17 protein-coding genes are annotated in these 24144 nt (G+C 47.9%); 7 read left to right on the top strand and 10 right to left on the bottom strand.

The genetic code is table 11. From position 1 onward, the window contains the following. Positions 1 to 26: 26 nt before the first annotated feature. The 8 genes from Q0V21_RS20275 to Q0V21_RS20240 all read right to left on the bottom strand — a co-directional run bounded on the left by Q0V21_RS20275 (position 27) and on the right by Q0V21_RS20240 (position 11152). Positions 27 to 839, bottom strand: a complete 813-nt coding sequence (locus tag Q0V21_RS20275) for a carbohydrate ABC transporter permease (RefSeq protein ID WP_024629878.1) — start codon at positions 837 to 839, stop codon at positions 27 to 29. Continuing rightward, positions 839 to 1825, bottom strand: a complete 987-nt coding sequence (locus Q0V21_RS20270) for a carbohydrate ABC transporter permease (protein ID WP_301246032.1) — start codon at positions 1823 to 1825, stop codon at positions 839 to 841. Before Q0V21_RS20270 ends, Q0V21_RS20275 begins: the two co-directional genes overlap by 1 nt. A gap of 24 nt (positions 1826 to 1849) precedes the next feature. After that, entirely contained in the window at positions 1850 to 3112 is a 1263-nt protein-coding gene (locus Q0V21_RS20265; RefSeq protein WP_094939622.1) for an ABC transporter substrate-binding protein, read from the bottom strand. A 130-nt stretch (positions 3113 to 3242) separates the two neighbouring features. After that, the gene (locus Q0V21_RS20260) at positions 3243 to 4427 is read right to left on the bottom strand and encodes a response regulator transcription factor (protein ID WP_301880336.1); all 1185 of its coding nucleotides are present in this window, start codon (positions 4425 to 4427) and stop codon (positions 3243 to 3245) included. After that, positions 4405 to 6150 carry a sensor histidine kinase gene (locus Q0V21_RS20255; protein WP_301880335.1) on the bottom strand — a complete coding sequence of 582 codons (1746 nt, stop codon included), beginning with the start codon at positions 6148 to 6150 and terminating at the stop codon, positions 4405 to 4407. The genes Q0V21_RS20260 and Q0V21_RS20255 overlap by 23 nt, the downstream gene beginning before the upstream one ends. Before the next feature lie 192 nt (positions 6151 to 6342). Further along, positions 6343 to 8049, bottom strand: coding sequence for an amylo-alpha-1,6-glucosidase (locus Q0V21_RS20250; protein ID WP_301880333.1), 1707 nt, complete (start codon positions 8047 to 8049; stop codon positions 6343 to 6345). A 319-nt stretch (positions 8050 to 8368) separates the two neighbouring features. Continuing rightward, positions 8369 to 10297 carry an LTA synthase family protein gene (locus tag Q0V21_RS20245; RefSeq protein WP_443146340.1) on the bottom strand — a complete coding sequence of 643 codons (1929 nt, stop codon included), beginning with the start codon at positions 10295 to 10297 and terminating at the stop codon, positions 8369 to 8371. Between the two features lie 357 nt (positions 10298 to 10654). After that, the gene (locus Q0V21_RS20240) at positions 10655 to 11152 is read right to left on the bottom strand and encodes an antibiotic biosynthesis monooxygenase family protein (RefSeq protein ID WP_301880331.1); all 498 of its coding nucleotides are present in this window, start codon (positions 11150 to 11152) and stop codon (positions 10655 to 10657) included. A gap of 138 nt (positions 11153 to 11290) precedes the next feature. On the opposite strand from Q0V21_RS20240, the gene Q0V21_RS20235 reads away from it, so the two are divergent. The 3 genes from Q0V21_RS20235 (at position 11291) to Q0V21_RS20225 (ending at position 16307) form a co-directional block, all read left to right on the top strand. Beyond that, complete coding sequence (locus Q0V21_RS20235) at positions 11291 to 13612, top strand: helicase C-terminal domain-containing protein (protein ID WP_301880330.1); 2322 nt, start codon at positions 11291 to 11293, stop codon at positions 13610 to 13612. Between the two features lie 401 nt (positions 13613 to 14013). Beyond that, on the top strand, positions 14014 to 15492 hold the full coding sequence (locus tag Q0V21_RS20230; RefSeq protein WP_079347878.1) for an alpha-amylase: 1479 nt from the start codon (positions 14014 to 14016) through the stop codon (positions 15490 to 15492). 200 nt (positions 15493 to 15692) lie between these two features. After that, positions 15693 to 16307: a hypothetical protein gene (locus Q0V21_RS20225; protein WP_143805439.1), complete on the top strand. Its 615-nt coding sequence runs from the start codon at positions 15693 to 15695 to the stop codon at positions 16305 to 16307. Positions 16308 to 16394: 87 nt separating this feature from the next. Here Q0V21_RS20225 and Q0V21_RS20220 read toward each other — a convergent pair whose 3' ends face one another. Beyond that, entirely contained in the window at positions 16395 to 17141 is a 747-nt protein-coding gene (locus Q0V21_RS20220) for an MBL fold metallo-hydrolase (protein ID WP_079347874.1), read from the bottom strand. A gap of 205 nt (positions 17142 to 17346) precedes the next feature. Here Q0V21_RS20220 and uxaC point away from each other — a divergent pair, with 205 nt between their 5' ends. The 4 genes from uxaC to Q0V21_RS20200 all read left to right on the top strand — a co-directional run bounded on the left by uxaC (position 17347) and on the right by Q0V21_RS20200 (position 23132). Next, positions 17347 to 18789, top strand: coding sequence for a glucuronate isomerase (gene uxaC, locus Q0V21_RS20215; RefSeq protein ID WP_301880329.1), 1443 nt, complete (start codon positions 17347 to 17349; stop codon positions 18787 to 18789). Positions 18790 to 18988: 199 nt separating this feature from the next. Continuing rightward, positions 18989 to 19531 (top strand): MarR family winged helix-turn-helix transcriptional regulator, encoded by a 543-nt coding sequence (locus Q0V21_RS20210; RefSeq protein WP_053782716.1) that lies wholly within the window; start codon positions 18989 to 18991, stop codon positions 19529 to 19531. Beyond that, complete coding sequence (locus Q0V21_RS20205) at positions 19528 to 21255, top strand: ABC transporter ATP-binding protein (protein ID WP_024629894.1); 1728 nt, start codon at positions 19528 to 19530, stop codon at positions 21253 to 21255. The genes Q0V21_RS20210 and Q0V21_RS20205 overlap by 4 nt, the downstream gene beginning before the upstream one ends. After that, positions 21252 to 23132 carry an ABC transporter ATP-binding protein gene (locus tag Q0V21_RS20200; protein WP_285075921.1) on the top strand — a complete coding sequence of 627 codons (1881 nt, stop codon included), beginning with the start codon at positions 21252 to 21254 and terminating at the stop codon, positions 23130 to 23132. Before Q0V21_RS20205 ends, Q0V21_RS20200 begins: the two co-directional genes overlap by 4 nt. A gap of 380 nt (positions 23133 to 23512) precedes the next feature. Here Q0V21_RS20200 and Q0V21_RS20195 read toward each other — a convergent pair whose 3' ends face one another. Continuing rightward, positions 23513 to 24103 carry a hypothetical protein gene (locus tag Q0V21_RS20195; RefSeq protein WP_094939189.1) on the bottom strand — a complete coding sequence of 197 codons (591 nt, stop codon included), beginning with the start codon at positions 24101 to 24103 and terminating at the stop codon, positions 23513 to 23515. Between the last annotated feature and the right edge of the window lie 41 nt (positions 24104 to 24144).

Genomic DNA, 24144 nt, shown 5'->3' with positions numbered 1-24144 from the left:
TCATCCCCTTCATCTATCTATGTGTCCTATCCTTTAATACCTGTCGTGGCAATTCCGCCGACAATGTAACGCTGGGCGAAGAAGAAAATGGCAAGCGGAGGAATCGAAATTAAGCAGGTGATGGCCATAATGGACTGCATATCAACACCGTACATGCCCTTGAATTGAGATAGGCCAAGCGTTAACGTATATTTCGTCTGATCATTCAGGAAAATGAGCGGTCCCAGATAGTCATTCCAACAACTCATGAACTGGAATACGGAGACCAGAATCAGTGAAGGTCCCATTAGAGGCACGATGATTCGAAGCAGAATCGTCATTTTACTGGCGCCGTCAATCGTCGCTGCTTCATCCAGCTCCCGGGGCAGGGTCATAATGAACTGCCGTAACAAAAAGATATAATAGGCAGAGCCGAACCACGACGGAATAATCAGCGGTTTGAGTGTGTTGATCCAACCCAAATAGTTGAACTCCATATACTGCGGAATCATCGTTACTTCCCACGGGATCATCATAGTCGCCAGGACGACAAGAAACAGGAAATCACGCCCTTTGAACTGGAATCTGGCGAAGCCGTAAGCGACGAGTGTGCAGGATATCAGCTGACCTATGGTGGATAAAACCGTAACGAGCAGTGTATTTTTCAAAAATAGATTAAAGGGCTGGATGTTCCATGCTTCTGCGAAGTTACTGAATTTCCATTCGGACGGAATCCATTTGGGAGGAAACAGATAAAGCTCCTGCGGTGATTTCAGCGCCGTGGTCACCGCCCAGAAGAGTGGGGCGATGAACAGCAGTGAGAACAAAATCAGCAACGCGTAAGCAAATACTTTTTTCATCAGGACCGCCCCCTTTTACTGGCTTTAAGCTTCTTCTGCGGATTCTTTTTCATTTCACCTTCATAGAACACCCAGGCTTCCGAAGATTTGAATACCAGAAACGTCAAGGTAAGCACAATCAGGAACATAAACCAGGCGTTGGCGGCAGAGTAACCCATCTTGAAATATTTGAAAGCGTTCTCATACATATACATCGCATAGAAATAGGTTGATTTCATTGGCCCGCCTCCCGTGAGTAGAAGAGCCAGGGTTAGCTGCTGGAATGCTGCAATAATCGATGTGATGAGATTGAACAGAATGGTTGGCGTAATCATCGGAATGGTTACACTCAAGAACTTTCGGATTTTACCTGCTCCGTCGATTGAAGCCGATTCGTACAGGTCCTTAGGAATGCCTTTAAGTCCAGCTAGGAAAATAAGCATCATGGATCCTTGTCCCCAGAGACTGGCGACGACCATCGCAACGAGTGACCAGTTCGTATCATTTAGCCAATCGGGCCCCTGAATGCCAAGGACAGATAAGAAATAGTTCAGGATTCCATAGTCTCCGCTGTATACCCAGGACCAGATCATAGCAAGCGCCACACCTGAGATTACAGAGGGGAGATAAAATGCCGTACGAAAAATGGCGCTTCCTCTAACCCTTTGATTTAGCAGCATGGCAAGTCCTAGTGCAACTACAATATTGAGCGGGACGAAGAGGGCTGCAAATTTCAGTGTTACAAATAAAGATTTCCAAAAAAGTGGATCATTCGAAAACATCTCTACGTAGTTGTCTATCCCGATAAAAGTTACTTTACCGACAATTGGCCAATCAAAAAATGAAATGACCAGTGAAAATAGCAGAGGTCCTAAAGTGAAGAAAACAAATCCAAATATCCATGGGAAGATAAAGAGGTAGGGGGCAAGCCCACCCCATTTTCGTTTTTTTAAGGCCTTAAGGGTAGCTGTCGGTTCCGATGTATTCTGCAGGTAGGTCTGAGCCATCTCCCAACCTTCTTTCTACAAGTGTTATTTCAAATATCGCTCGCTGTCCTTAACCGCCTGATTCAGCGCTTCTTGGGCATTGCTACCGTGCATGACGGCTTCCACCGCAGCCGACAGCTGTCGGTTCACTTCATTCCACTTCGGATTGAGTAGAAATGCAGGTGTGTTGTCCGAACGCTCAAGCATCGTGTAATAAGGTTTGTAGAGTGGGTCCTGATCCTTCTTGAGCTCATTTACAACACTTTGTCGTACCGGCAGGTCAGCAACGCGCATTTTGATTGATTCATTAGAGACATAAAATTTAACGAATTCCCATGCTAGATCTTTGTGCTTGGAGTCTTTGGCAATAGACAGCGCAGATTCGGCCAATACACCTTTAACCGGTTTGCCTGGGAAAGCTGGAATTTCGACCGTACCTACATCAATTCCCGCTTGTTTGAAAGATTCGAGCGGCCAGATTCCGCTCTCCCACATAGCAATCTTACCGCCTTTAAAAATATCATCACCGCTTTGCTGGCCTTTACCACCTGTGAGCACGGCGGTGCCGTTCTTCACCATATCACCAAACATTTGGATAGCTTCAGCAGTTTCCTTACTGTTCATGTAGCCTTCAATGGTTTTACCATCCGGGGAAATAAAGGAGCCACCGTTGCTCCAGACGAAGCCCTGCAAGTCATACGTATCATTCTCGGCACGGGCACCAAAGCCGTACTGCTTCTTGGAATTGTCCGTCAACTTCTTCGCGATATCCTGAAATTCACTCCATTCCCATCCGTCTTTGGGATAAGGGACACCAGCAGCATCAAAGAGCTTCTTGTTATAGTAGACGACACGAGTCGTGAAGCCTGCCGGAATGCCGTACAGCTTATCGTCAATTTTTCCGTAGTTGAACAATCCTTTGTAAAAATCATCTATCTTCAGGTCTTTGTCCTTTTCTGCGAAGCTATCCAGGGGTTCAAGAGATTGATGGTAGGTAGGGAAGTCCCACATATACATGACGTCTGGCGGGTTACCGGCTCCAAATCCTGCGGCAAGCTTCTGGTCAAATCCGTCCGCATAGGCCTCAACCTGCACCTTTGTGCCGGGATGTTCCGCTTCAAACTTTTTGGCGATATCCTGCTCAATCTTGAGCGCGTCCCCCGTATCCCAGGTTGCAAAACGAAGCGTCTTCGTCTGATCCGAACCGCCGTTCTCCGGATTGGCTGTTCCAGCGTTACCGCTGCATGCAGACAGCATAGATACCATCAGCGTCGTTGCAAGGACAATGAGTAAAGTTCTCTTTTTCATATTGTCAGCTCCCCTGTCAATGAGGTTTATAATAATTGAACCGCTTTCATCGTAACTCGAATGAAAGCGGTTCAAAACGTGTATCTATTTGAATGTTGTTGTGATTTTGTTCGATTTATTGAAGCAGGTGTCAATCTGTTCGGGACTCGTCGTCTTTTTGTTGGGCACGGTAATGGCTCGGGGTCTGACCCGTACAGCGTTTGAACCATTTGCTAAAATATTTGCTATCTCCAAGTCCTGTCCGCTCCGCAATTTCCTGCATGGTTAGATGTGTATCCCGCAGTAAACCATAAGCAAGGCGCAATTTACGTTTATATTGGAAGGCAATGAAGCTATCACCGACAGCCTTCTTAAACAGAATGGAGAAATGACTGCGGCTGAGCCCAACCTCTTCCGCCAGTTCGCTGGCTGACCAATCTGCTGCGGGATTAGCATATAGTAGATTCACGGCTTTCCAGATCGGATCTGGCCAATGATTTACGGATATCCCATACAGCCTCTCTAGCTCAGCTTCTTTATGAAGGTTCTGGAACGCCTGCTTCAGATCATCACTGTGGAGCAACGATTCTTTGCGAGTCCATTTCAGCTGACTGAATTTGCTCTTGCTCTCTACCAAAAGGCTGTCTGCAGACCCTCGCAGCGAATCAGGAACGATCCAATAACAGTATTCTTCTCCATATGGAATGATCGTACCCTCGCACATACTACGGTCATTCTTCTCAGCACCCTGTAGTAGACCGGTCCAAGAGGCTCCGCATTCTATTGTTCGAATCAGATATATCAACAGCGGCTCACCATTAAAATGCCATGGACCGCCATGCAGCTTCTCCAGCTCCTCTGGAAATTTACAGCTATGCCCGTTCAGCCATGCAAAGAGCAGCGTTTCCATGCGTTCTTGATCCTTTGGAGAGGGCGGAGGGGAGACCGACAGCTCCTGCTGGAACTTATTTAACATTTCTTCAAGTTCTTCGTCCTCAAAAGCGGTCTTCAAGAGATATCCGGATGCCCCAAGTTGAATTCCCTGTTGCGCGTATTCAAAATCCCGGTGGCAGCTGAGCAGAATTATTTTGGTCTTTGCCGCTATCTCCTTTATCTTGCGAGACAGCTCAATGCCATCCATCTCTGGCATTACAATATCTGTAATGACAATTTCAGGCCTATGCTCCAGAAAGGCTTCCCAGGCTTTTTGTCCATTGGGTGCGTCAGCTACAACTTCCATCCCGAATCTCTCCCAAGGTACGGTCGAGCGTAGACCTTTTCGTACAATGCTCTCATCATCTGCAATCAGCACCTTAATTTTCTTTGCTGTATCCATCCGGACGCTCCTCCTCTTTGGGCCAATGAATGACAATCGTTGTACCCTCACCCTTAGTCGAATGTACCGTAAGCCCGTACTGTGGGCCGAAATGCAGTTTGAATTTCTGGTCTGCGTTCTGTACGCCTAACCCTCCGCGTCCACGACGATTCGGATCTGGCAAAAGCAACCGCTCCCGTTTTTCTTCCGTCATCCCCGCTCCATCATCCCTGAGAGTCAGCAGAAGCTCATCCTTCTCTACGATGACATCCAGCTTGATTGTACCTATCCCATCCGTGAAGCCGTGGAAAAATATATTTTCAAACAGCGGCTGCAGCGTCATACGCGGGATCAGATATTGCTTCAGCGAGTCTTCACAACTTAGCTCATAGCTAAAAACATTTCCGTACCTGATCTCCTGAATTTTCAGGAAATGCTCAATCATGCGTAGCTCTCTGCCCAACGTGATCAGTTCCTGCGATATATCCAGATTTCCTTCCAGCACCATCGTTAAGTGATATAACATCTGACGAATATCATCAGCACCTTCCAGACGGGCCTTCCACTGAATGGAGTTCAACGTATTGAACAGCAGATGGGGGTTAATCTGATAATGGAAAGCCTTCAGCTCCGCTTCCTTCTTGAGTCGTTCGCTCTGTTCCACTTCTTGCACGAGCGATTGGACACCGCTTACCATCCGGTTAAAGCTCATATCAAGGCTGCCCAGCTCATCTCTACCTTCGATTGGCATTCGTGTATCCAGTTTACCGAAGCTGACCTTCTGCATTGAATCCTTTAGCGTACGAATACGCGCTGTAAACCTCGATGAGAACAGATAGGCGAGTCCAAAAGCAAGCAGACATGAAATAACTGCCACGACAATGGTATTCGACCGAATAATGCTCGAGGACAGGTAGAAGGCTTTGGCAGGCAATCTTGCTTCTATGGTCCACTGGTTCACGGCAAGGGTCCGGTTCCATGTAATGTCACTATCCTGCTTCGTAAAAGCTGAAGCGCTCTCATATACAAGCCTTCCGTCCGAAGCTTTAATGGTCAGATGTGACTTCGTATCTGTCTCAAATAGTTTGAACATATGAATCAGTTCCTGCGCATTCTCCTCTATGAGTATGGTACTGCCGTTTTGCGTTCCGTTGGAATTATGGATCGGAACAGCGAGACCAAGGACGGGGAGATTCGAATCGCCTGAGCTGCTCATTTCATGATTTTGCATATAAAAGCCGAGCCAGTATATTCCTTTATAAGAAGCGGGTTTTGTTTTCCATTCTGGAATATTTTTTAGTTTCTCAACATTCAAATTGTTCTCTCCATAATAATAGCCGGAGGGTGTAATGATATAGATTCCTGCGGTTAGATCCGTCCGCAGCGATTTGAGTAGGGCTTCAAAGTCATTCTTCTCAATGATTTCACTATAGCTCACAGGGGCCTGATTCCTTAGATCTGTATGGGCGGGATCAAGTAAATACGAGTAGATCGTTTCACTCATTTGTTTCATTCGGCTTAAAGATGAACTTGTTTGTTGCTCCAACTGTGCTACGGCATTTTCTCCATATTTGCCAAACTGGGAATTAATAATTTTGGCAGATTGGTAATAGGACAACGCACCAAGAGAGAGTAGAGGAATCAGAGTGACGATGAGAAAACAGAAGAGCAGCTTGGTCCGTATACTGCGGTAGGAACCAGAGAAAATACGTTTATTAAGCTGCCTGAACCACTGGACGTTCATAAACGACTTCCCCTCTCGCTATAACTATATCTACCTGCATTCTAGCATGGACAGGGAGCCTATAGAAGAATCCAATCATTTCATGGTAACGCTTTCAAATTACTGTGTGCAATAAAATTTTTCGGGGAAAAGGGAAAAGCACCTCCCCGGAAAGCTGTTTAAAACAGCAGCCGAAGACGTGCATTATTCGTTTTAGGTTGTGTACTCGTGCCCAAGGATCAGGAACACACTTGATGTCCATGTGAATGCCCTGTCGCGTAGGCCTTCACCACTCAGCGCGTCGAAGTTCTCCGCCATACCACTCCGGCTAAGCATATTGCAGAAGCGGCGTGATACTTCCTGAGCAAGCTCCAGGTCGCCAGCTGCGGCTACGCCTTCCACGAGCAGCATGGTCGAGGGTGCCCAGATCGGTCCGCGCCAGTACCCGTCTGGTATATAGTAAGGGCTGCTTATGCTCTCGGTCGCCCAACCATTTTCCGTCAGGAAGCGATTCTCCTCCCCGAGCCCTTTCAGAAGAACATCTCTGATTGGTTCCGGCAGGCGTTTACCAAGTAGAATCGGAACGAATAACAGCAGACTGTCTCCAGCTGAAGGCTCATGTGTACCTGAACGTAAGGAGATAAATCTTCCATCTTTCCAGAAGTGGCTGATCATCTTCTCCAATGTATCATCCGCCAGCTTTCTCCATTCAGAGGATTCCTCGGTAAGCCCAAGCAACCCAGCAATTTCAGCAAGAAGCTCTGTCTGGATAATCAGAAAGGCAGCTAAATCCGGACTTTCTACGGGAATTCCATTATTAAATGCTGTACTGTTATCCCAGCCGGAATCATTACCGTGGTTATATTGGGGAATCCCATCACCATCATCATCACGATACCGGAACCACCATTTCGTCCACTTGGACAATGGACCATACACTTCACGAAGCTGTGCCTCGCGGATATAATCCGTACGTTTCATCATCCAGGCCAGTGTCCATCCATGAATAGGAGGTTTGTTGCAGTTCCAAAGTTCATATTTATCGTTCACAAAGTCAGGAATCAAGCCGCTCTCATCTTGTCGATCAAAAAAGATCATGAATTGGTCCCATGCAAGCTTTGGATCATGGCGAACAAGCGCCATCGCATTGAAGCAGTGGTCCCAGCTCCATATATTCGTCATCCAGTTCTTCGACATATACATGGCAGGACGCGTCAGACATCCCTCCGCCGGAACAAGGCAAGACCAAGTAATGTAAGCCGCGAGCTCCCGTGCATCCTGCCAGCGATCAGGGATCGCAAGACTACTGTCAAGCCACTGGCTAAATTCAGTACGGATCGCCTCTACGTCATCATCAAAGGATTTCCATTTTGGCCGAGGCTCCCATACTGTGCGGAACTCCTCAACGGCAAACTCCGCCGTATTTGTGTCCATATCTACGGTGAACTCTGCAATCACACGTGAGCTCTTGATCTTATCCCACGGCACTTCCATCTTCATTCCGCCCACAAGTCCAGTCAGCATAAAACGGCATTCATGGGTAAAGCTGTTCACTTCCCAGCTATTCTTATTCACTTCATATGCATAATCATAGGCTGCCGGGATAAAGGTTAACCGGATCCCGCAGCCTATTGAACGGAATCGGACGGTATGACTATCCGAAATACAGATTTCGGCAAAGATCGGCGTCACTGGTGAATTCAGCCGGACGATTTCGGGAGAAGCTTCTGCCGTGAATGGAATCGTCTGATTCTGCTGATCCAACAGTTCAATACGGAACGCCTCACCAAATTTATCATCTCCACCCCGCACAGTTCGTAGGTAGAGGCCCTGCTGTCTATTCTTGCTTTCAGGCAGAAGAGAGACAGCAAGGAACGATTCTCTGCGGCTGAAAGGTACAAAGTTGAGGTCAAATTTCATAATGCTCCTCCTTCAACAAGGAATAATACGCTTTCATTGTAAACCGCTGCTCAAGGAACAGGAACGTCCAGGTGTCTTCACTAAAGAGGGGAATTTGTTGGCAATGGATAATTCGGGTGATTATAGGTGTCTTTTTGTTAGAGGATTGGGGGAGGAAGTGTTAGATTATAAAAAAATAGCTGACCAACTGGAATTATTTCTGAGGTTAGATGGAATGGAAAGAGCCCATGAATCAGGCCGTATCAGACCTTTCCATGGGCTCTTGTCTTTTTTTATCATTGATTGAATAGTAAAAAATAAGTTCATTATGCATGTTGGATCATTTTACTGTATTTTGATTCGGTAACTGACTCAGATAGCTGTTGGACAAGTGTAGAAGATCCAAAGCTCGTTCGTACTGTTCCTTCGTAATATATTCGGAAGAGGTCGATTTCTCGTTCTCTTCTGTTGGCATGACGGATGCAGGTACTGCGGGTTCATCCTTCAGATTGTTCGAATGTGTCTCCTGATCACGATCTGCCGAAACGAAATCCTGTCTCCCGGCATCGGCAAGAGAGTAATGCGTACCATCACCGTATCCCGTCTCTGGAACGAACAGTGAAGCATCGTTTAATACGGAACCGGAGGGCAGATAATAGCGCTCTGGCAGCAGATTATTTCCCTCACGCAGCAGATCCTGCCCAAAATACAGTTGGTTCTGGAGAGAGGCACCGGTTAACCCGGCGATCGTTGGCAGAATATCCACCTGTCCTCCGATCTGCTCCAGCTGAGCTGCCGGCGTGATGCCAGGAGCCGTTACAATCAGTGGAATATTGATCATGTCTGCGGACGTGTACTCCCGACCGTAAATTTCCTGCATCAGTGTCTCATCGGTCCGATCCAGTGAGTAGATGGGCAGACCCAGATGGTCACCGTAAACAACAAGCAAGCTATTTTCCCATAATCCGCGTTCTTTCAGTCCCTCAATAAATTGCCCCACCGCCTGATCGGCATAGTGCTGGGATACAAGATAATCCCCAGGCAACGTATTATTGAACCGTTCTGGCAGCGTCAGACTGACCTTATCTTCTGGTAAATGGTAAGGGTGATGCGCCGACATGGAAATAATTTGTGCATAGAAGGGTGACCCTGTGTCCTGCATGGCCTCGAGTTTATCGAGTGTCTTGCTGTACAACACCTCATCCGATGCTGAGAAAGCGATGGAATCCTCTGTTCCGAAATATTTAATATCATAATAATGGTCGAATCCAAGCGCCTTGTATAACTGATCGCGATTCCAGAAGTGCACATCATTCGTATGGAATGTGGCTGTCTGGTAACCGTTTGCGGACATTAGTCTGGGCAGACTTGGAAGCTCCTTATTGGCATAGACGGTAGTTGCGGCTCCGTTGGGTGGTGTATAAAACGACGTATTCACCACAAACTCGGCATCCGACGTATTTCCCTGTCCCACTTGCTGATAAAAGTTGGGGAAATACAGGCTTTGTCCGGCCAGCTCATTCAGATGGGGTGTAACTTCCTGGCCGTCCACCTGCAATCCGATCAGAAAGTTCTGGAATGATTCGAGCTGGAGGACAATGACGTTGCGCCCCTTGGCTGCGCCCTGCTCCACAACAGAAGGTAATGCGGTCGTTTGTTTAATTTCGTTGATATGATTCTGATCAATTTGATCAAGGGGCACGGGTTTATCCGGCCGATCCGCCAGGATGGTGTATGCTTCATATCCGAGAATCCCCATTTGCTCCGCTTGTGTGATCTCGCTCATGCTTGCGCGATTGGGGTATATATTGAGCATGCACAGTACCATCGACAGGATCAGAATGACCGAGGCAATTCGTCTTCTGGCGCTTCGTTCAAGCGGCACTCTTCCTGGACGTTCAGTCCCGCCGAGCTTGATCCGGCGACGAATCAATATCCCTGCGATAACCAGAATATCTGCAAAAATAAACAAATAATACGGATCAAGCAAAGAGAACATGCTGCTCTTGACTGAAGTTACCTGATTAACCTGTGCAAGCGCGTGATAATTGACGATAACACCATAATATTTGTAGTACATGATGGCTGCGAAGAAGATGCCCGATAGCACCAGATTTAATCCGAGATATAGCCACATCCGGCGTTTGGCTGCGAACCACTCAATCAGACAGAAGCAGATCCAGATCAGCGGCAACTCTGTCAGCAGCGGTTTCCAGACGGGGATGTCATCGAAGATCACAATCCAGGCCAGAGAGCTTTTGATCATCATAATAACGGTGAACACTATAAACGGTCCGCTTAGAAACCGGGTGAGTGAATTGCGTGACAAGATACCGCCTTCCTTCCTTTCCGAAGTTTCATTTAACAAGTATTATGCTATCTCATGGCATGTCGTGTCAAAAGTAACGAACTTCTTAATTGCTTGTAGCTTGCAATTATTGGAATAAAAAGAGGTGGGCTTGGGTCATTCAGGACATAGCATATCCAAAAAAGCCCCTTCCTATTAAGAAAGAGGCGGGAAGGGCTGTCATTTTGAAGTGCAAATGAACCTTGCCCAAAGCATGATCACAATACATTTGAAACTTGTACATCGTGGAGCATCGTTTCAGGTTTGCTCCCCGTTCATTTACTCTATGGTGAATGTCGTGACGAATGATGGTCTTGGAAACATGGTGGGCTTCTGTGCTGTCAGCCCTTCACTACTGCTGCGGTTGCGGTGAGCATGGTTATAGGCTTGGGACTGCTGCCAGTTTTTGAAATGATCTTCGGACTGCCAAAGAGTAAGTACGACATACGTATCATCCTTCAGCGGACGAAGCACACGAATACCGACAAAACCGGGTTCGTCTTCCACTTTGCGTGCACGTTTTTTGAAGCGTTCCTCGAAGTCGTTCCGTCCATCTTCGGTTACGGGTATGTTGTTCAGAACAGCGTAACCGCCGCCTGTCCAGGAGCCTGCCGTATCGAAGGCCTCATATGCCGCTACGTTGTCATCGGACTCGATGTTCATCAAACGTTCTGTTGATTCAATGGCCAAACGAACCTGTTCCTCGCTGCGCAAAGTCAGATGCGGATATGCAGCAAGTGCATCCGGAATCGGTGAAGGGACCAAATAGATATACATAGAAGCTGCCTCCTTATTTACGTACATTCTTCCTCAAGATAGCATATGGGAGGGGGCGAGTCCAATCCGCTGATTGGCTGGTTTGAGCACGGCTTTTCGTGATAAAGTATAGAGACTACAAACAGAACGGGTGATCGCATGACAACCGCAATTCGAATATCAGTCAGGCCTTTGGTGGAATATGTGTACCGCAGTGGCAGCATACGTCCAGGGTTTCGCACCAATGCATCAATGCAGGAGGGAACCCGGATACACCAGCGGGTGCAGAAGGATTACACAGAAGAGGATCTGAAAGAAGTGGTTCTCGAAGTGGAGCTGCAGCATGGAGACTTGACCTACGTGGTAGAGGGACGTTGTGACGGGCTGATTCGTCTGGATGGTCAGCTGACGGTGGATGAGATCAAATCCACTGCGGGAAATCTGGACGATCTGGGCGATGGAGCCCCGGTACACTGGGCTCAAGCCATGATGTATGCCTATATGTACGCGGTTCAGCATGATGAACCCCGTATGCAGGTACAGCTTACGTACGTGCACACAGTGAACAATGAAGAAAGACGTTTTCGGCGGATGCTGGAACGGCAGGAGCTTGAACAGTTTGCAGCAGAGCTGGTTGCTGGTTATGCGCCATATGCTGAGATGATTGTGGCTTATGAAGAGAAGCGCGATATAAGCGTGCGAGAACTGCCTTTTCCTTTTCGCAAATACAGGGAGGGACAGCGCAAGCTGGCAGGAGCGGTATATAAGACGATTCGCGAGGGGCAGGGACTGATGGCGAAGGCGCCAACGGGTATTGGCAAAACGATGTCGGTACTCTTTCCCACCGTCAAGGCGATTGGTGAAGGGGAAGCCAAACGATTGTTCTATCTGACCGCAAGAACAACGACGCGTGTTGCGGCAGAAGAGGCTTTTGCCCGGATGCAGGCGGAAGGGTTGAAGATGCATGTGATCAGTCTGACCGCGAAGGACAAGATCTGTTTCAAGGAAGAGGAAGCTTGTGATACGGGACAATGCGGCATGTGTGAAGGATACTATGACCGTATTAATGGAGCTGTGCTGGATATGCTGGAGCATGAAACGTTGATGACACGCCCGGTTATTGAACAGTACGCGCGCAAGCATCGGGTGTGTCCGTTTGAATTTTCACTGGATGCTGCGTATGCAGCGGATGCGGTGATCTGCGACTATAACTATATTTTTGATCCGCGCATCTCTCTCAAACGCATGTTGGAGGAGCAGAAGCGTAAGACGGTTCTACTGGTCGATGAGGCGCATAATCTGGTGGATCGGGGCCGAATGATGTTTTCGGCAGAGCTGGAGAAGGCGGTCTTTCTGGATGTCAAAAGGGAATTCCAGACGCTGGGCAGCAGTGTGACCGCTGCTAAAGCTATTGCTGATCGTACGGGTGCCATCGACAAATATTTGATCACGCTTCGCAAGAATGGCGGGGAAGAGGGCAAATTGCTGCAGCAGGAGGCGCCAGAGGAGCTGATTGAACTGCTGGAGCCTTTTGTCATGGTTGCGGAGCAATGCCTTGTCGAAGGCGGTTCGGGAAATGCGGAGACGGATGAATTGCTCCTGGAAGCCTATTTCACCGCACAGAATTTCCTGCGCATTGCCAAGCTGTACGATGAACGCTTCATTACCTATGCTGAATGTGTGCGAAGTGAAGTACGAGTGAAGCTGTTCTGCCTTGATCCATCCGTGCTGCTGCGACAGACTGCCAAAGGGTTCCGTTCCACGATTCATTTCTCTGCGACATTGTCACCCCTTGGTTATTACCGGGATATGCTAGGTGCGGAGGAAGAAGATTATACTCTGCGTATTCCTTCGCCTTTCCAGCGGGAGCAGCTGGATGTGAGATTGCTGCCATTATCGATTCGCTATCGGGACCGTGAACGTTCCAGACAGCCAATTGCCAATATGCTGCGCCAGTTGGTTGCGGAGTGGCCTCATAGCAATCTGCTCGTCTTCTTCCCTTCCTATCCGTATATGCGAGAAGTACATGGGACGTATATGGAACAGCCGGGGGAGGCAGAAGTCGTGATGCAGGAGCAGGGTATGAGTGAAGAGGAACGGGAGGCGTTTCTGAACGCGTTCCAGCCCCATCCTGAACGAACACGATTGGTGTTTGCCGTTATGGGCGGTGTGTTTTCTGAAGGTGTGGATCTGCCGGGTGATCGTCTGAATGGAGTTGTGGTCGTCGGGGCCGGACTTCCCCAGATTGGTCTGGAGAACAACGTACTCCGCGATTATTATAGTCGGACAGGGAGAAACGGATTCAATTATGCCTATGTTTTCCCCGGCATGAATAAGGTATTGCAGGCAGGCGGCAGGCTGATTCGTACGGAAGAGGACAAGGGCGTGTTGGTGCTGGTGGATGATCGTTTCACCGAGGAGCCGTATCGCTCATTGCTGCCTGAGGAATGGCAGGACTACACACGGATTTCACCCCAATAATTCATGATATTTATATGAATTGAACTAAACATTTACACGAGAACGGAGAGGGCAGAAATAACCTGAAGAAGCGAAGCTACAAGCTTTCTGTAAGAAAGCTACTTCGGAAGCAAAGGCTTCGCCTTTATCCCCGGATTTTCCCCCTTGAAAAAGGAATCCAAAAAATCTGGGGATAACAGCGATCAGAGGGTTGTTCTGTCATCGGAGTGGCAAGTGTAAATATTCTTTAGTTCGATTTATAGCTAAAGAACGATCGCAGACTTTTTCAGCTTTCTTTTCTGTGCATGATTGAAGCATAGGCCGAAAAGGGTATTACTTGGATAGCATACGAAGAACGAACAAGGACGATAGAGATCCGTGCCATGGTCCGCTTCGAAAGCAATCAAGGAGGTCGGTTGGGAATGAAGAGAAATCATACGATGATGCAATTTTTTGAATGGCACCTGGCCGCAGACGGAAACCACTGGAAGCGATTAGCTGAAATGGCGCCAGAGCTGAAAGCCAAAGGCTTCGACTCCGTGTGGGTGCCTCCGGTGACCAAAGCCGTATCTGCCGAGGATACTGGTTATGGCGTCTATGACCTGTACGATCTAGGTGAATTTGACCAGAAAGGCAGCGTACGCACCAAATATGGCACCAAGCAGGAACTGGTCGAGGCGATTGCCGAGTGCCAGAAGAATGGTGTTGCCGTTTATGTGGATCTGGTAATGAACCATAAGGCGGGTGCGGATGAGACGGAAGTCTTCAAGGTGATTGAGGTCGATCCCAATGATCGATTGAAGGAAATCTCCAAACCGTTCGAGATTGAGGGCTGGACGAAATTCACTTTTCCGGGCCGTGGGGATCAATATTCCTCTTTCAAATGGAACGCTGAACACTTCAACGGCACTGACTATGATGCCAAGGAAGAACGGAGTGGTGTGTTCCGCATTGCAGGGGAGAACAAGAACTGGAATCAAAATGTCGACGATGAGTTCGGCAACTATGATTACCTGATGTTCGCCAATATTGATTACAATCACCCGGATGTCCGGCAGGAAATGCTCCAATGGGGAAAATGGCTCATCGATACGCTGCAATGCAGCGGTTTTCGTCTGGATGCGATCAAGCATATCAACCACGAATTCATTAAGGAATTCGCTGCTGAGATGCTCCGCAAACGGGGGCAGGATTTCTACATTGTAGGTGAGTTCTGGAACTCCAATCTCGATGCATGCCGTGAATTTCTGGATACGGTGGACTATCAGATTGATCTGTTCGATGTGTCCCTGCATTATAAACTTCATGAAGCCTCTCTGGCTGGCCGGGACTTCGATCTTTCCAAGATTTTTGATGATACCTTGGTGCAGACGCATCCAACACATGCCGTAACGTTTGTTGATAACCATGATTCCCAGCCGCATGAAGCGCTGGAATCCTGGGTGGGCGATTGGTTCAAGCCGAGTGCATATGCGCTGACGCTGCTGCGTCGCGACGGCTACCCTGTAGTCTTTTACGGTGATTACTACGGCATTGGGGGTCCCGAACCTGTTGAAGGCAAGAAGGACATTCTGGACATTCTGATGTCCGCCCGTTACGACAAAGCGTATGGAGAGCAGGAGGATTACTTCGACCACGCTAACACGATTGGATGGGTACGTCGTGGGGTGGAAGAAATCGAAGGCTCCGGTTGTGCAGTAGTTATCTCGAATGGTGATGATGGTGAGAAAAGGATGTTTGTTGGCGAACACCGCGCTGGCGAAGTCTGGACCGATCTGACGCACAGCTGTGAAGATAGCATTACCATTGAGAAAGATGGCTGGGCAACCTTTCATGTATGTGGCGGGGGTGTTTCCGTATGGGCTCTCCCGGATCAGGGTGAGAAATCTGCCGCTCAATAGAACGCTAAGGGTCATTAAGTTTTCATATTGACTAGTATACCACCTGAACTGGCAATCATCTGCCAGACAGGTGGTTTTTTATGTTAGGTGGACTGATCTTTTTCGTGTTATCCTTATATGGAATAATAAACCAATATATCGAATGCTAATAACATCGAATATTGACCATCTTAGATAGATAATACCGAGGGGGAAATCGGGTGAATAGATTACTACATTTGGGGTTGTGGCTGCTGTTGATATCGATTTGTCTGGGGGCTTGCAGTTTCGGAACAAACAAAGGGCCAAGGGGCGAACCGAAGCGAACGGATAATTATACGCTGAATACTGAGCGAAGAGATCTGACCCAGCGTTTGCTGAAAAACCCGGATTCCTTTCAGAAGCGTTTGCCAGATGACTATAGCTTGACTGCTACTGTTAGAGTTAATCATGAATCTGATCTGGACCGCATTATATATGAGATTTCTGTTAAAGAGGCCCGGGTACCAATGGTCAATGTGATACAGTCTTTTACACTTGATCCATCCTTGATGAATAGCATCAATGCCACAGAGCTCCTTAACTCCAATACTGCAAATACGCACGAGATTACACTGGGGCCTGGAAAAGAACCGTTGGGATTGAGTTTACTCAGAGATTATATTTTGAAGCCAAAGGCGGAGATCCACAGCAATATCATTAAAACCTATCAGGATATGTATATCAAAATTTCCTACGGACCAAATGATCAGCGAACGGAAGATTACATTCATGTTAAAGCTGACCCATCTCCTGAAACTATTGAATTTATGAAGTCATGGAGCGAAGATCAATAAAAAGGCAGCACCCGATCAACTCTTTCAAAGGAAATTGAATGGATGCTGCCTCTTCATTTTGGAGCTACATATGGCTCAAGTTGCGTGTTACACTCCCAATTCAAATGACTCCAGCGTGCCCGCCATTCTTAGATCATGCTCTTGATTGAACTGTGCCCGTTTGTCCGCATCGGCGTATTCATCATGATAATGCATGAGCACGGTTTTCTGTCTTATTTCGGCAGGCAGCTGTTGCAGATCTTTTAGTGAGGTGTGTGATTTGATCACCAGATCATGCATATGACATTCATGGAAAATCAGCTGTACGTCTGCGGTGGCCTGCTGCACCCGCTCCTGATCCAGTGTGCTATCCGCGCTATAGTAGAAGTAGGGCTTCGCAAGCAGGCCATTGCTGATCATGCCCGGCACGTGTTGTGTTCGAAAAGTCTCAAACGTCAAGCCCCCCAGCTCAAATATGCCTCCATCCGGTAAAGGTACGATATCGTAATAGTCGTTCATCGTACGCTCTCCATCGGTTGTATAACGCATGCCTGGGGATAAAATATTCCATAACGGATCAACCAGTTCTTCGTGGATAAACAGACGTGGCTTGCGGTCGCCCACAATCTGTGAATAATATCCAAGCATCTGTACTCCGTTAATATGGTCTTCATGCAGATGGGTAATAAACACATTGTGAATATTCGTCATTGGAAACCCGTATTCTTTCAATGCTTTCGCATTCGACTCTGGAAAATCAATCACCAGATGGGTATCGCCGAATTCAGCCAGCATACTGTTGTGGTGCTGCTCTACGCTGAACATGTCTCCTGTACCGAGAAATGTAATTTTCATTGAATTCATCTCCTTCTCACAATCTTCAAATCAGCATAATTGCAATTAAAAACAGTATACCTTGTTCCAGGATATATGCCTAAATCAACCTTTTGTGATAACGCTATCATTTTATATTGAACTTTGTGGGCAAACAGTGTAGCGTAAAGATCGGGAAGTGAACCCATATGAACGTAAACTCACCTAAAGGGAGCGTGCGAGGCGAATGAAATCTTTTCTGGATGAACAATTTTTACTGCATAATGAAACGGCGATCAAGTTATATGAAGATTATGCGAAAGACATGCCGATTATTGACTATCATTGCCATCTCAGTCCACAGGAAATCTACGAGAATAAGACCTTTGGCAATATTACAGAGGCTTGGTTATACGGTGATCACTACAAGTGGCGGCTGATGCGCGCAAACGGAATTGAGGAGCAATACATTACGGGAGGAGAAGGCGTAACGGATTACGATCGTTTTCTGGCGTATGCCAAAACCGTACCCATGATGATTGGTAACCCGCTGTACGCGTGGTCTCATCTGGAATTACAGCGTTATTTCGGTGTCTATGAAGTGTTGAATGAGACGAGCGCCCCCGCCATCTGGGAAAAAGTAAATGCAAAATTGAACAGTGCCGGGTTTGGTGCACGTGATCTCATTACCAAATCCAATGTCACCGTGGTATGCACAACCGATGATCCATGTGATTCCCTGGAATATCACCTGAAGATTCAGGAGATTGAAGGATTTGATACGGCCGTACTGCCTTCATTCCGCCCAGATAAAGGGCTCGAATTGAACCGGGATACCTTCTCGGAATGGGTGGGCAAGCTATCACAGGCAGCTGGAACAGCGATCTCCGATTATGATTCATTCCTTGCTGCCCTTGAATCACGGGTGGAGTTCTTCCATTCTGTAGGAGGCAGAGTATCGGATCATGCACTGGATTATGTACCTTTCGGTGCGGCTACACAGGAGGAAGCAGGGGCTATATTTGCCAAGGCTCTCGCGGGGCAGAAGGTTAGCCGGGAAGAAGAGGACAAGTACAAGACGGTAACGTTGACTTTCCTCGGCAAACTGTATGCAGATCGTGGCTGGGTGATGCAGTTCCATATTAATGCTGCCCGCAACAATAACAGTCGGATGTTCGCCCAGCTTGGCCCGGATACCGGATATGATGCGGTGAATGATACGCCACTTTCCTCGGCAGTCATCGGCCTGTTGGATGCACTTGATCAGGAGCAGGCGTTACCAAAAACAATCCTGTATTCCCTGAATCCTCGGGACAATGAAGTGCTCGCAGCGATTATGGGCAGCTTCCAGGGCGGCGGCATTCCAGGCAAAATCCAGCTTGGTGCGGCCTGGTGGTTTAACGATACGAAGGACGGCATGCTGGCTCAAATGAAGGCGCTGGCGAATGTAGGTCTAATCAGCCGCTTTGTTGGCATGCTGACCGATTCCCGCAGTTTTCTCTCGTACACAAGACATGAGTATTTCCGCCGTCTGGTCTGCAACCTCATCGGTGAATGGGCCGAACAAGGCGAGGTACCCCATGATATGGAACTACTTGGACAGATCGTACAGGGCATTGCCTACAACAATGCGAAGGAGTATTTCCCTTTTGCATCTGCATTGAAAACGGTCTCTGCTTCGCAGTCCTGATTTGTCTATATTGGGTTCGAAACCGTGGCTTTCAAGTCACGGTTTTTTGGTGTGAATTTGTTGTTTGACTTTCAATTTGCACAGGAATATACTTAGTGCACCTAATTAATTGATTGGCTATTTAATTGGAATACTATTTAATAGATATCCTATGATGTTGGGTCTCTATGGAATGATAATAAAAAAGGGGGGGACATCGATGACTGGTATAAATCCGGTCGCCCAGAAGGTTTTATACTCCATCATGCAGTTTAGTAAAGGCAAATGGAGGCAGCATAAACCTCATGGGCGCAATCATAATGAAATTATGGTACTGGGCAGTTTGCTTCACGGCATGCATCCGGGAGAACGGTTGAACTGGAAGGACAATCCGCCTGATTTCAATGACACAATCCAATCGAATCATCCAGGATTGAAAGTATCGGAAATTAGTGCTTTATTGCGCGTGAAATCACCGACGATTACTCCTGTCATTCGTGGGCTTGAGGACGAGGGATTGGTTAAGCGAACCATGGACCCGGAGGATCGCCGCGCAGTTCGCATTACGATTACTGAAGCAGGCCGTGAAATTATTCGGGCGGCTCATCAGGAGCGCATGGAGATTTTCAATAAGCTTGTTGAGCATCTGGGTGAGGAAGACAGTCTTCAATTAGCAGAGTTGTTAACCAAGGTGTACACCTTTTTTGATACACGAGTTTCTCAACAGACAGATACGTCTACAGAAGGAGATGATAAGCCATGATGAAACTGTTTCGCATGCTTAAGCCATACCGAATCCCCATTTTCTTCATATTGGGTCTGGTGCTGTTACAGTCATTAGCTGAACTGTACTTGCCGACCCTGATGGCGGATATCGTGAATCACGGTATAGTAAAAGGGGATGTGCCATATATTTGGCAGATTGGCGGCTGGATGCTGTTGATCGCGATTGCAGGTACAGCCTGTTCCATAACAGCCAGTTATCTTTCTTCCCGCACAGCGGGCGGATTTGCCAAAAAACTGCGCAGCAGAGTGTTCCGCCATGTGGAGAACTTTTCACTGCAGGAATTTGATAAATTAGGTACAGCCTCGCTGATTACCCGTACCACAAATGATATTACACAGGTTCAGAACGTATTAACGATGATGCTGCGCATGATGGTTATGGCTCCAATGATGTGTATCGGTGGTATCTTCATGGCGGTATCCCAGGATGCCAAATTATCGACCATCTTCCTGGTTGTTTTGCCTGTGCTGGCGGGAGCCATTGCACTGATTGGTGCGAAGGGTCTGCCTTTGTTCAAACAAATTCAGAAAAAGCTGGACCGACTCAACCTGGTCCTACGTGAGCAATTAACAGGGATTCGTGTCGTTCGTTCCTTTAATCGTGGGGAACATGAACGTGCCCGCTTTAATGGAGCCAATACGGATCTGCGAGACGTATCCATTAAAGTGAATGTGCTCATGGCGACATTAATGCCTGTCATGATGCTGGTCATGAACTTTTCGATGATAGCCATCCTTTATTTCGGTGGACAGCGTATCGACAGCGGGCATATGGATATCGGTTCACTGATTGCGTTTATTCAGTATGCGATGCAGATCATGTTCTCTCTCATTATGGTCTCCATTATCTTTGTCATGATTCCAAGAGCATCAGCTTCGGCAGAGCGGATCAACGAAGTCTTGGATATGCAGCCGGATCTGAGTAACCCTGAGCAGCCTCGCAGCATGAGTGCACTGCAAGGTACGATCGAGTTCGATAACGTGACATTCCGTTACCCGGGTGCAGAAAATGCTGCATTGTCAGGCATTTCATTTACAGCACGTCCAGGTGAGACCACGGCCATTATTGGGGGTACGGGCTCAGGGAAATCTACATTGCTCAGTCTCATCCCACGTTTCTATGATGTAACAGAGGGCAGTGTACGGTTGAATGGAACAGATGTCCGTGAGCTTCGGCAGGAAGATCTGCGGGCCAAAATCGGGTTTGTACCGCAAAAGGCGGTCCTTTTCACCGGAACAATTGCGGAGAATATCCGCCACGGGAAGGATGACGCCACGATGGAGGAAATTGTTCATGCCGCTCAAACGGCCCAGGCAGAGAACTTCATTACGGAAATGAAAGACGGTTACGACAGCGTCATTGCGCAGGGAGGCAACAACGTATCTGGTGGACAGAAGCAGCGTTTGTCCATTGCACGCGCACTTGTACGCCGTCCGGAAGTATATATTTTTGACGACAGCTTCTCGGCTCTCGATTTCAAAACGGATGCCAAGCTTCGTGCTGCCCTGAAGTCCGAAACGACGGAAGCAGCAGTGCTTATTGTGGCACAGCGCGTAAGTACGGTTATGAATGCCGATCGCATTCTGGTTATGGATGAAGGACGGATTGTCGGTTCAGGAACACATAAAGAGCTGCTGGAGCACAATGAAGTGTATCGCGAGATTGTATCCTCCCAGCTGACAGAGGAGGAGATCGCATGAGTGAACGTACAGAACGCAAGTCACCTCGTCCCCCTGGCGGACCGGGTCATCCGGGAGGCGGAATGGGCATGCGGCCTCCGGTGGAAAAAGCGAAGGATTTCAAAGGTACACTGCGGCGCTTGATGCGGTATCTTCAGCCCCACAGCTATCGTTTGCTGGGTGTGCTGGTCGCAGCCATTCTAAGCACCGTGTTCAGCATCATCAGTCCGAAGGTGATGGCGGAAGGAACGGATATTCTCAGTCAAGGCGCTATTGCCATCCTTCGGGGTGTGCAGGGGGCCGGAATTGATTTTCCTGCGTTGATGAAAGTCTTGTATCTGCTGGTGGGGCTCTATCTGTTTAGTGCAGCTTTCATGTACATTCAGCAGTACCTGATGGCTGGTGTAGCACAGCGAGTTGTGTATGACATGCGTGAGCAGATCAGTGCCAAGGTTGGGCGTCTGCCACTGAAATATTTTGACTCCCGTACCCACGGGGAAACATTGAGCCGGGCAACAAACGATGTGGACAATATCAGTAATACGCTCCAGCAAAGTTTGGCGCAGTTCATTACATCTGTCGTCACCATTGTCGGGGTTATCATCATGATGCTGACGATTAGTCCATGGATGACCCTCATTACCATTTTGACACTGCCGTTAAGCGTAGTTGTTGTGATGTTGGTGGCATCCCGTTCGCAAAAACACTTTGCCGGCCAGCAGAAATCACTTGGTGAATTGAATGGTCATGTTGAGGAAATGTACACCGGACACAAGGTGGTTAAAGCCTTTGGCCGGGAAGAACATTCGGTAGAGCAGTTTGAAAAAGTGAACGAAGAACTGTATGAGTCCGGTTGGAAAGCCCAGTTTATCTCGGGTATTATCATGCCACTGATGACGTTTGTAGGTAACATTGGTTACGTGCTGATCTGTGTGGTCGGCGGGATTTTTGTTACGCGTGGTGCCATCTCCATCGGGGATATTCTTGCATTCACTCAGTACTCCCGTCAGTTCACGCAGCCGATTAACCAAATTGCCAACATCTCAAATATCATTCAATCCACGATCGCTTCGGCGGAGCGGGTATTTGAATTGCTGGACGAAGAGGAAGAGGTTCCAGAGTCTTCGAAACCGGTACAATTGCAGCAGCCACAGGGTGCGGTTGCATTCCATGGTGTGAATTTTGGATATAAAGCGGATGAGTTACTCATTCAAAACATGAATATTGATGTAAAACCGGGGCAGACGGTAGCCATTGTTGGGCCGACTGGAGCGGGTAAAACAACGCTGATCAATCTCCTGATGCGTTTCTACGAAATTCAGGATGGTCAAATTACGATTGACGGTGTGAATATCGTGGACATGGAACGCGGCAAGCTGCGCAGCCTGTTTGGGATGGTGCTTCAGGACACCTGGCTGTTCAACGGAACGATCCGTGACAACATTGCCTACGGCCGAGAAGGCGCAACGGAAGAGGAAGTCATCAAGGCAGCCGATGCGGCCCATGCCGATCACTTCATTCGTACCTTGCCTGATGGATATGACACGGTGCTGAATGAAGAAGCATCGAACATTTCCCAGGGTCAGAAGCAATTGTTGACGATTGCGAGAGCGATTCTGGCGAATCCGGCCATTTTGATACTGGATGAAGCGACGAGCAGTGTAGACACTCGGACCGAAGTGTTCATCCAGAAAGCGATGAATGATCTGATGAAGGATCGCACCAGCTTTGTCATCGCCCACAGATTGTCTACCATTCGCGGAGCCGACCTGATTCTTGTCATGGATCATGGTAACGTAATTGAGCAGGGCAATCATGAGGAACTGATGGAGAAACAGGGCTTCTATGCTGATCTGTACAACAGTCAGTTTAGTGAGCAGCAGCCACAGGCGATCTGATCGCAGTTGATGGTGAAATAGTAAAAAAAAGCCGGGCACCCTCTGGGTGATCCCGGCTATTTGTTTGTGAATGGTGTGATTTGTGGGCAGCAGGCAGTGTATCATGCGATGCAATGCACGGTGCAAGGTATGGTGTCTTGTCTCCCGACGCTAACGAATCGAGGACACCTTATATCGGGGAAAAGCGTGGAATGTCAAAGCAAACTGGAGACACGCTAATTCGCAGAAGAGTAGTAAAAAAGCAGCGAAAGTCGCACCGAATGAGGAAATAAAGTGTCTGAGGTTCGTTACAACACTGGAATGGTGGAATTGGACGAAATAGAGCGTGCTCGATTCGTTAGATGCTTATCCACTGCTATCACAAATCATTTATTTATTTCTTACTGATCGTCAGTCTCTTTCGCAGGTGCATCTGCGTTGTCGCCGGATGACGTCTTTACTTCCAGCTTCGCATCTTCGTCTGCTTCCTCAAGCGCAGAAGGTGCCGGCTCACCCGGTATCAGTTCACGCTGCTCGATCATGCGTTTCACGACCTCATAACAGTCATCAACATGTTTGTTGCCGACATAACGCATGGCTGTGAAGCTGAGCGCGGCAGCCAATCCCTGCCCTGCAAACGGAACAAATTTGGCGACCGATTTGGTGGCTACGCGTATCCCGACTCTTTTCAGTACCTGTACCACCAATTCCTTGGTGACCATACGTCCGATGATTTTGCTTCCAATCGACATGACGAATCCGTAAATCATGGATTTGGTCTCAGGGTCCATACCATCGAGCTGCTTTTGAGATAATCCGAATTTATTATTTATGGCAGGCAATAGCTGCATGAGCATCCCCACATCGGCCAGTACGTCTGTACCGGGAAGAGGAACGAGTGTTGTACCAGCGGAAGCGGTGGCTCTCTTTTTGACCATGGTGCGGCATTCCTTGCGAACTTGCTCCAATTGTTCCAACGTTGCCGGAATCATAGGGAATCCCTCCATTCGTATATGGTATAGATATAACCGTT

It is taken from the genome of Paenibacillus sp. 11B (assembly GCF_030487755.1).
GTDB classification, from domain to species: Bacteria; Bacillota; Bacilli; order Paenibacillales; family Paenibacillaceae; genus Paenibacillus; species Paenibacillus vandeheii.
Note: the sequence above shows the minus strand (reverse complement) of the source record. Positions and strands in the feature narration are given on the sequence as shown.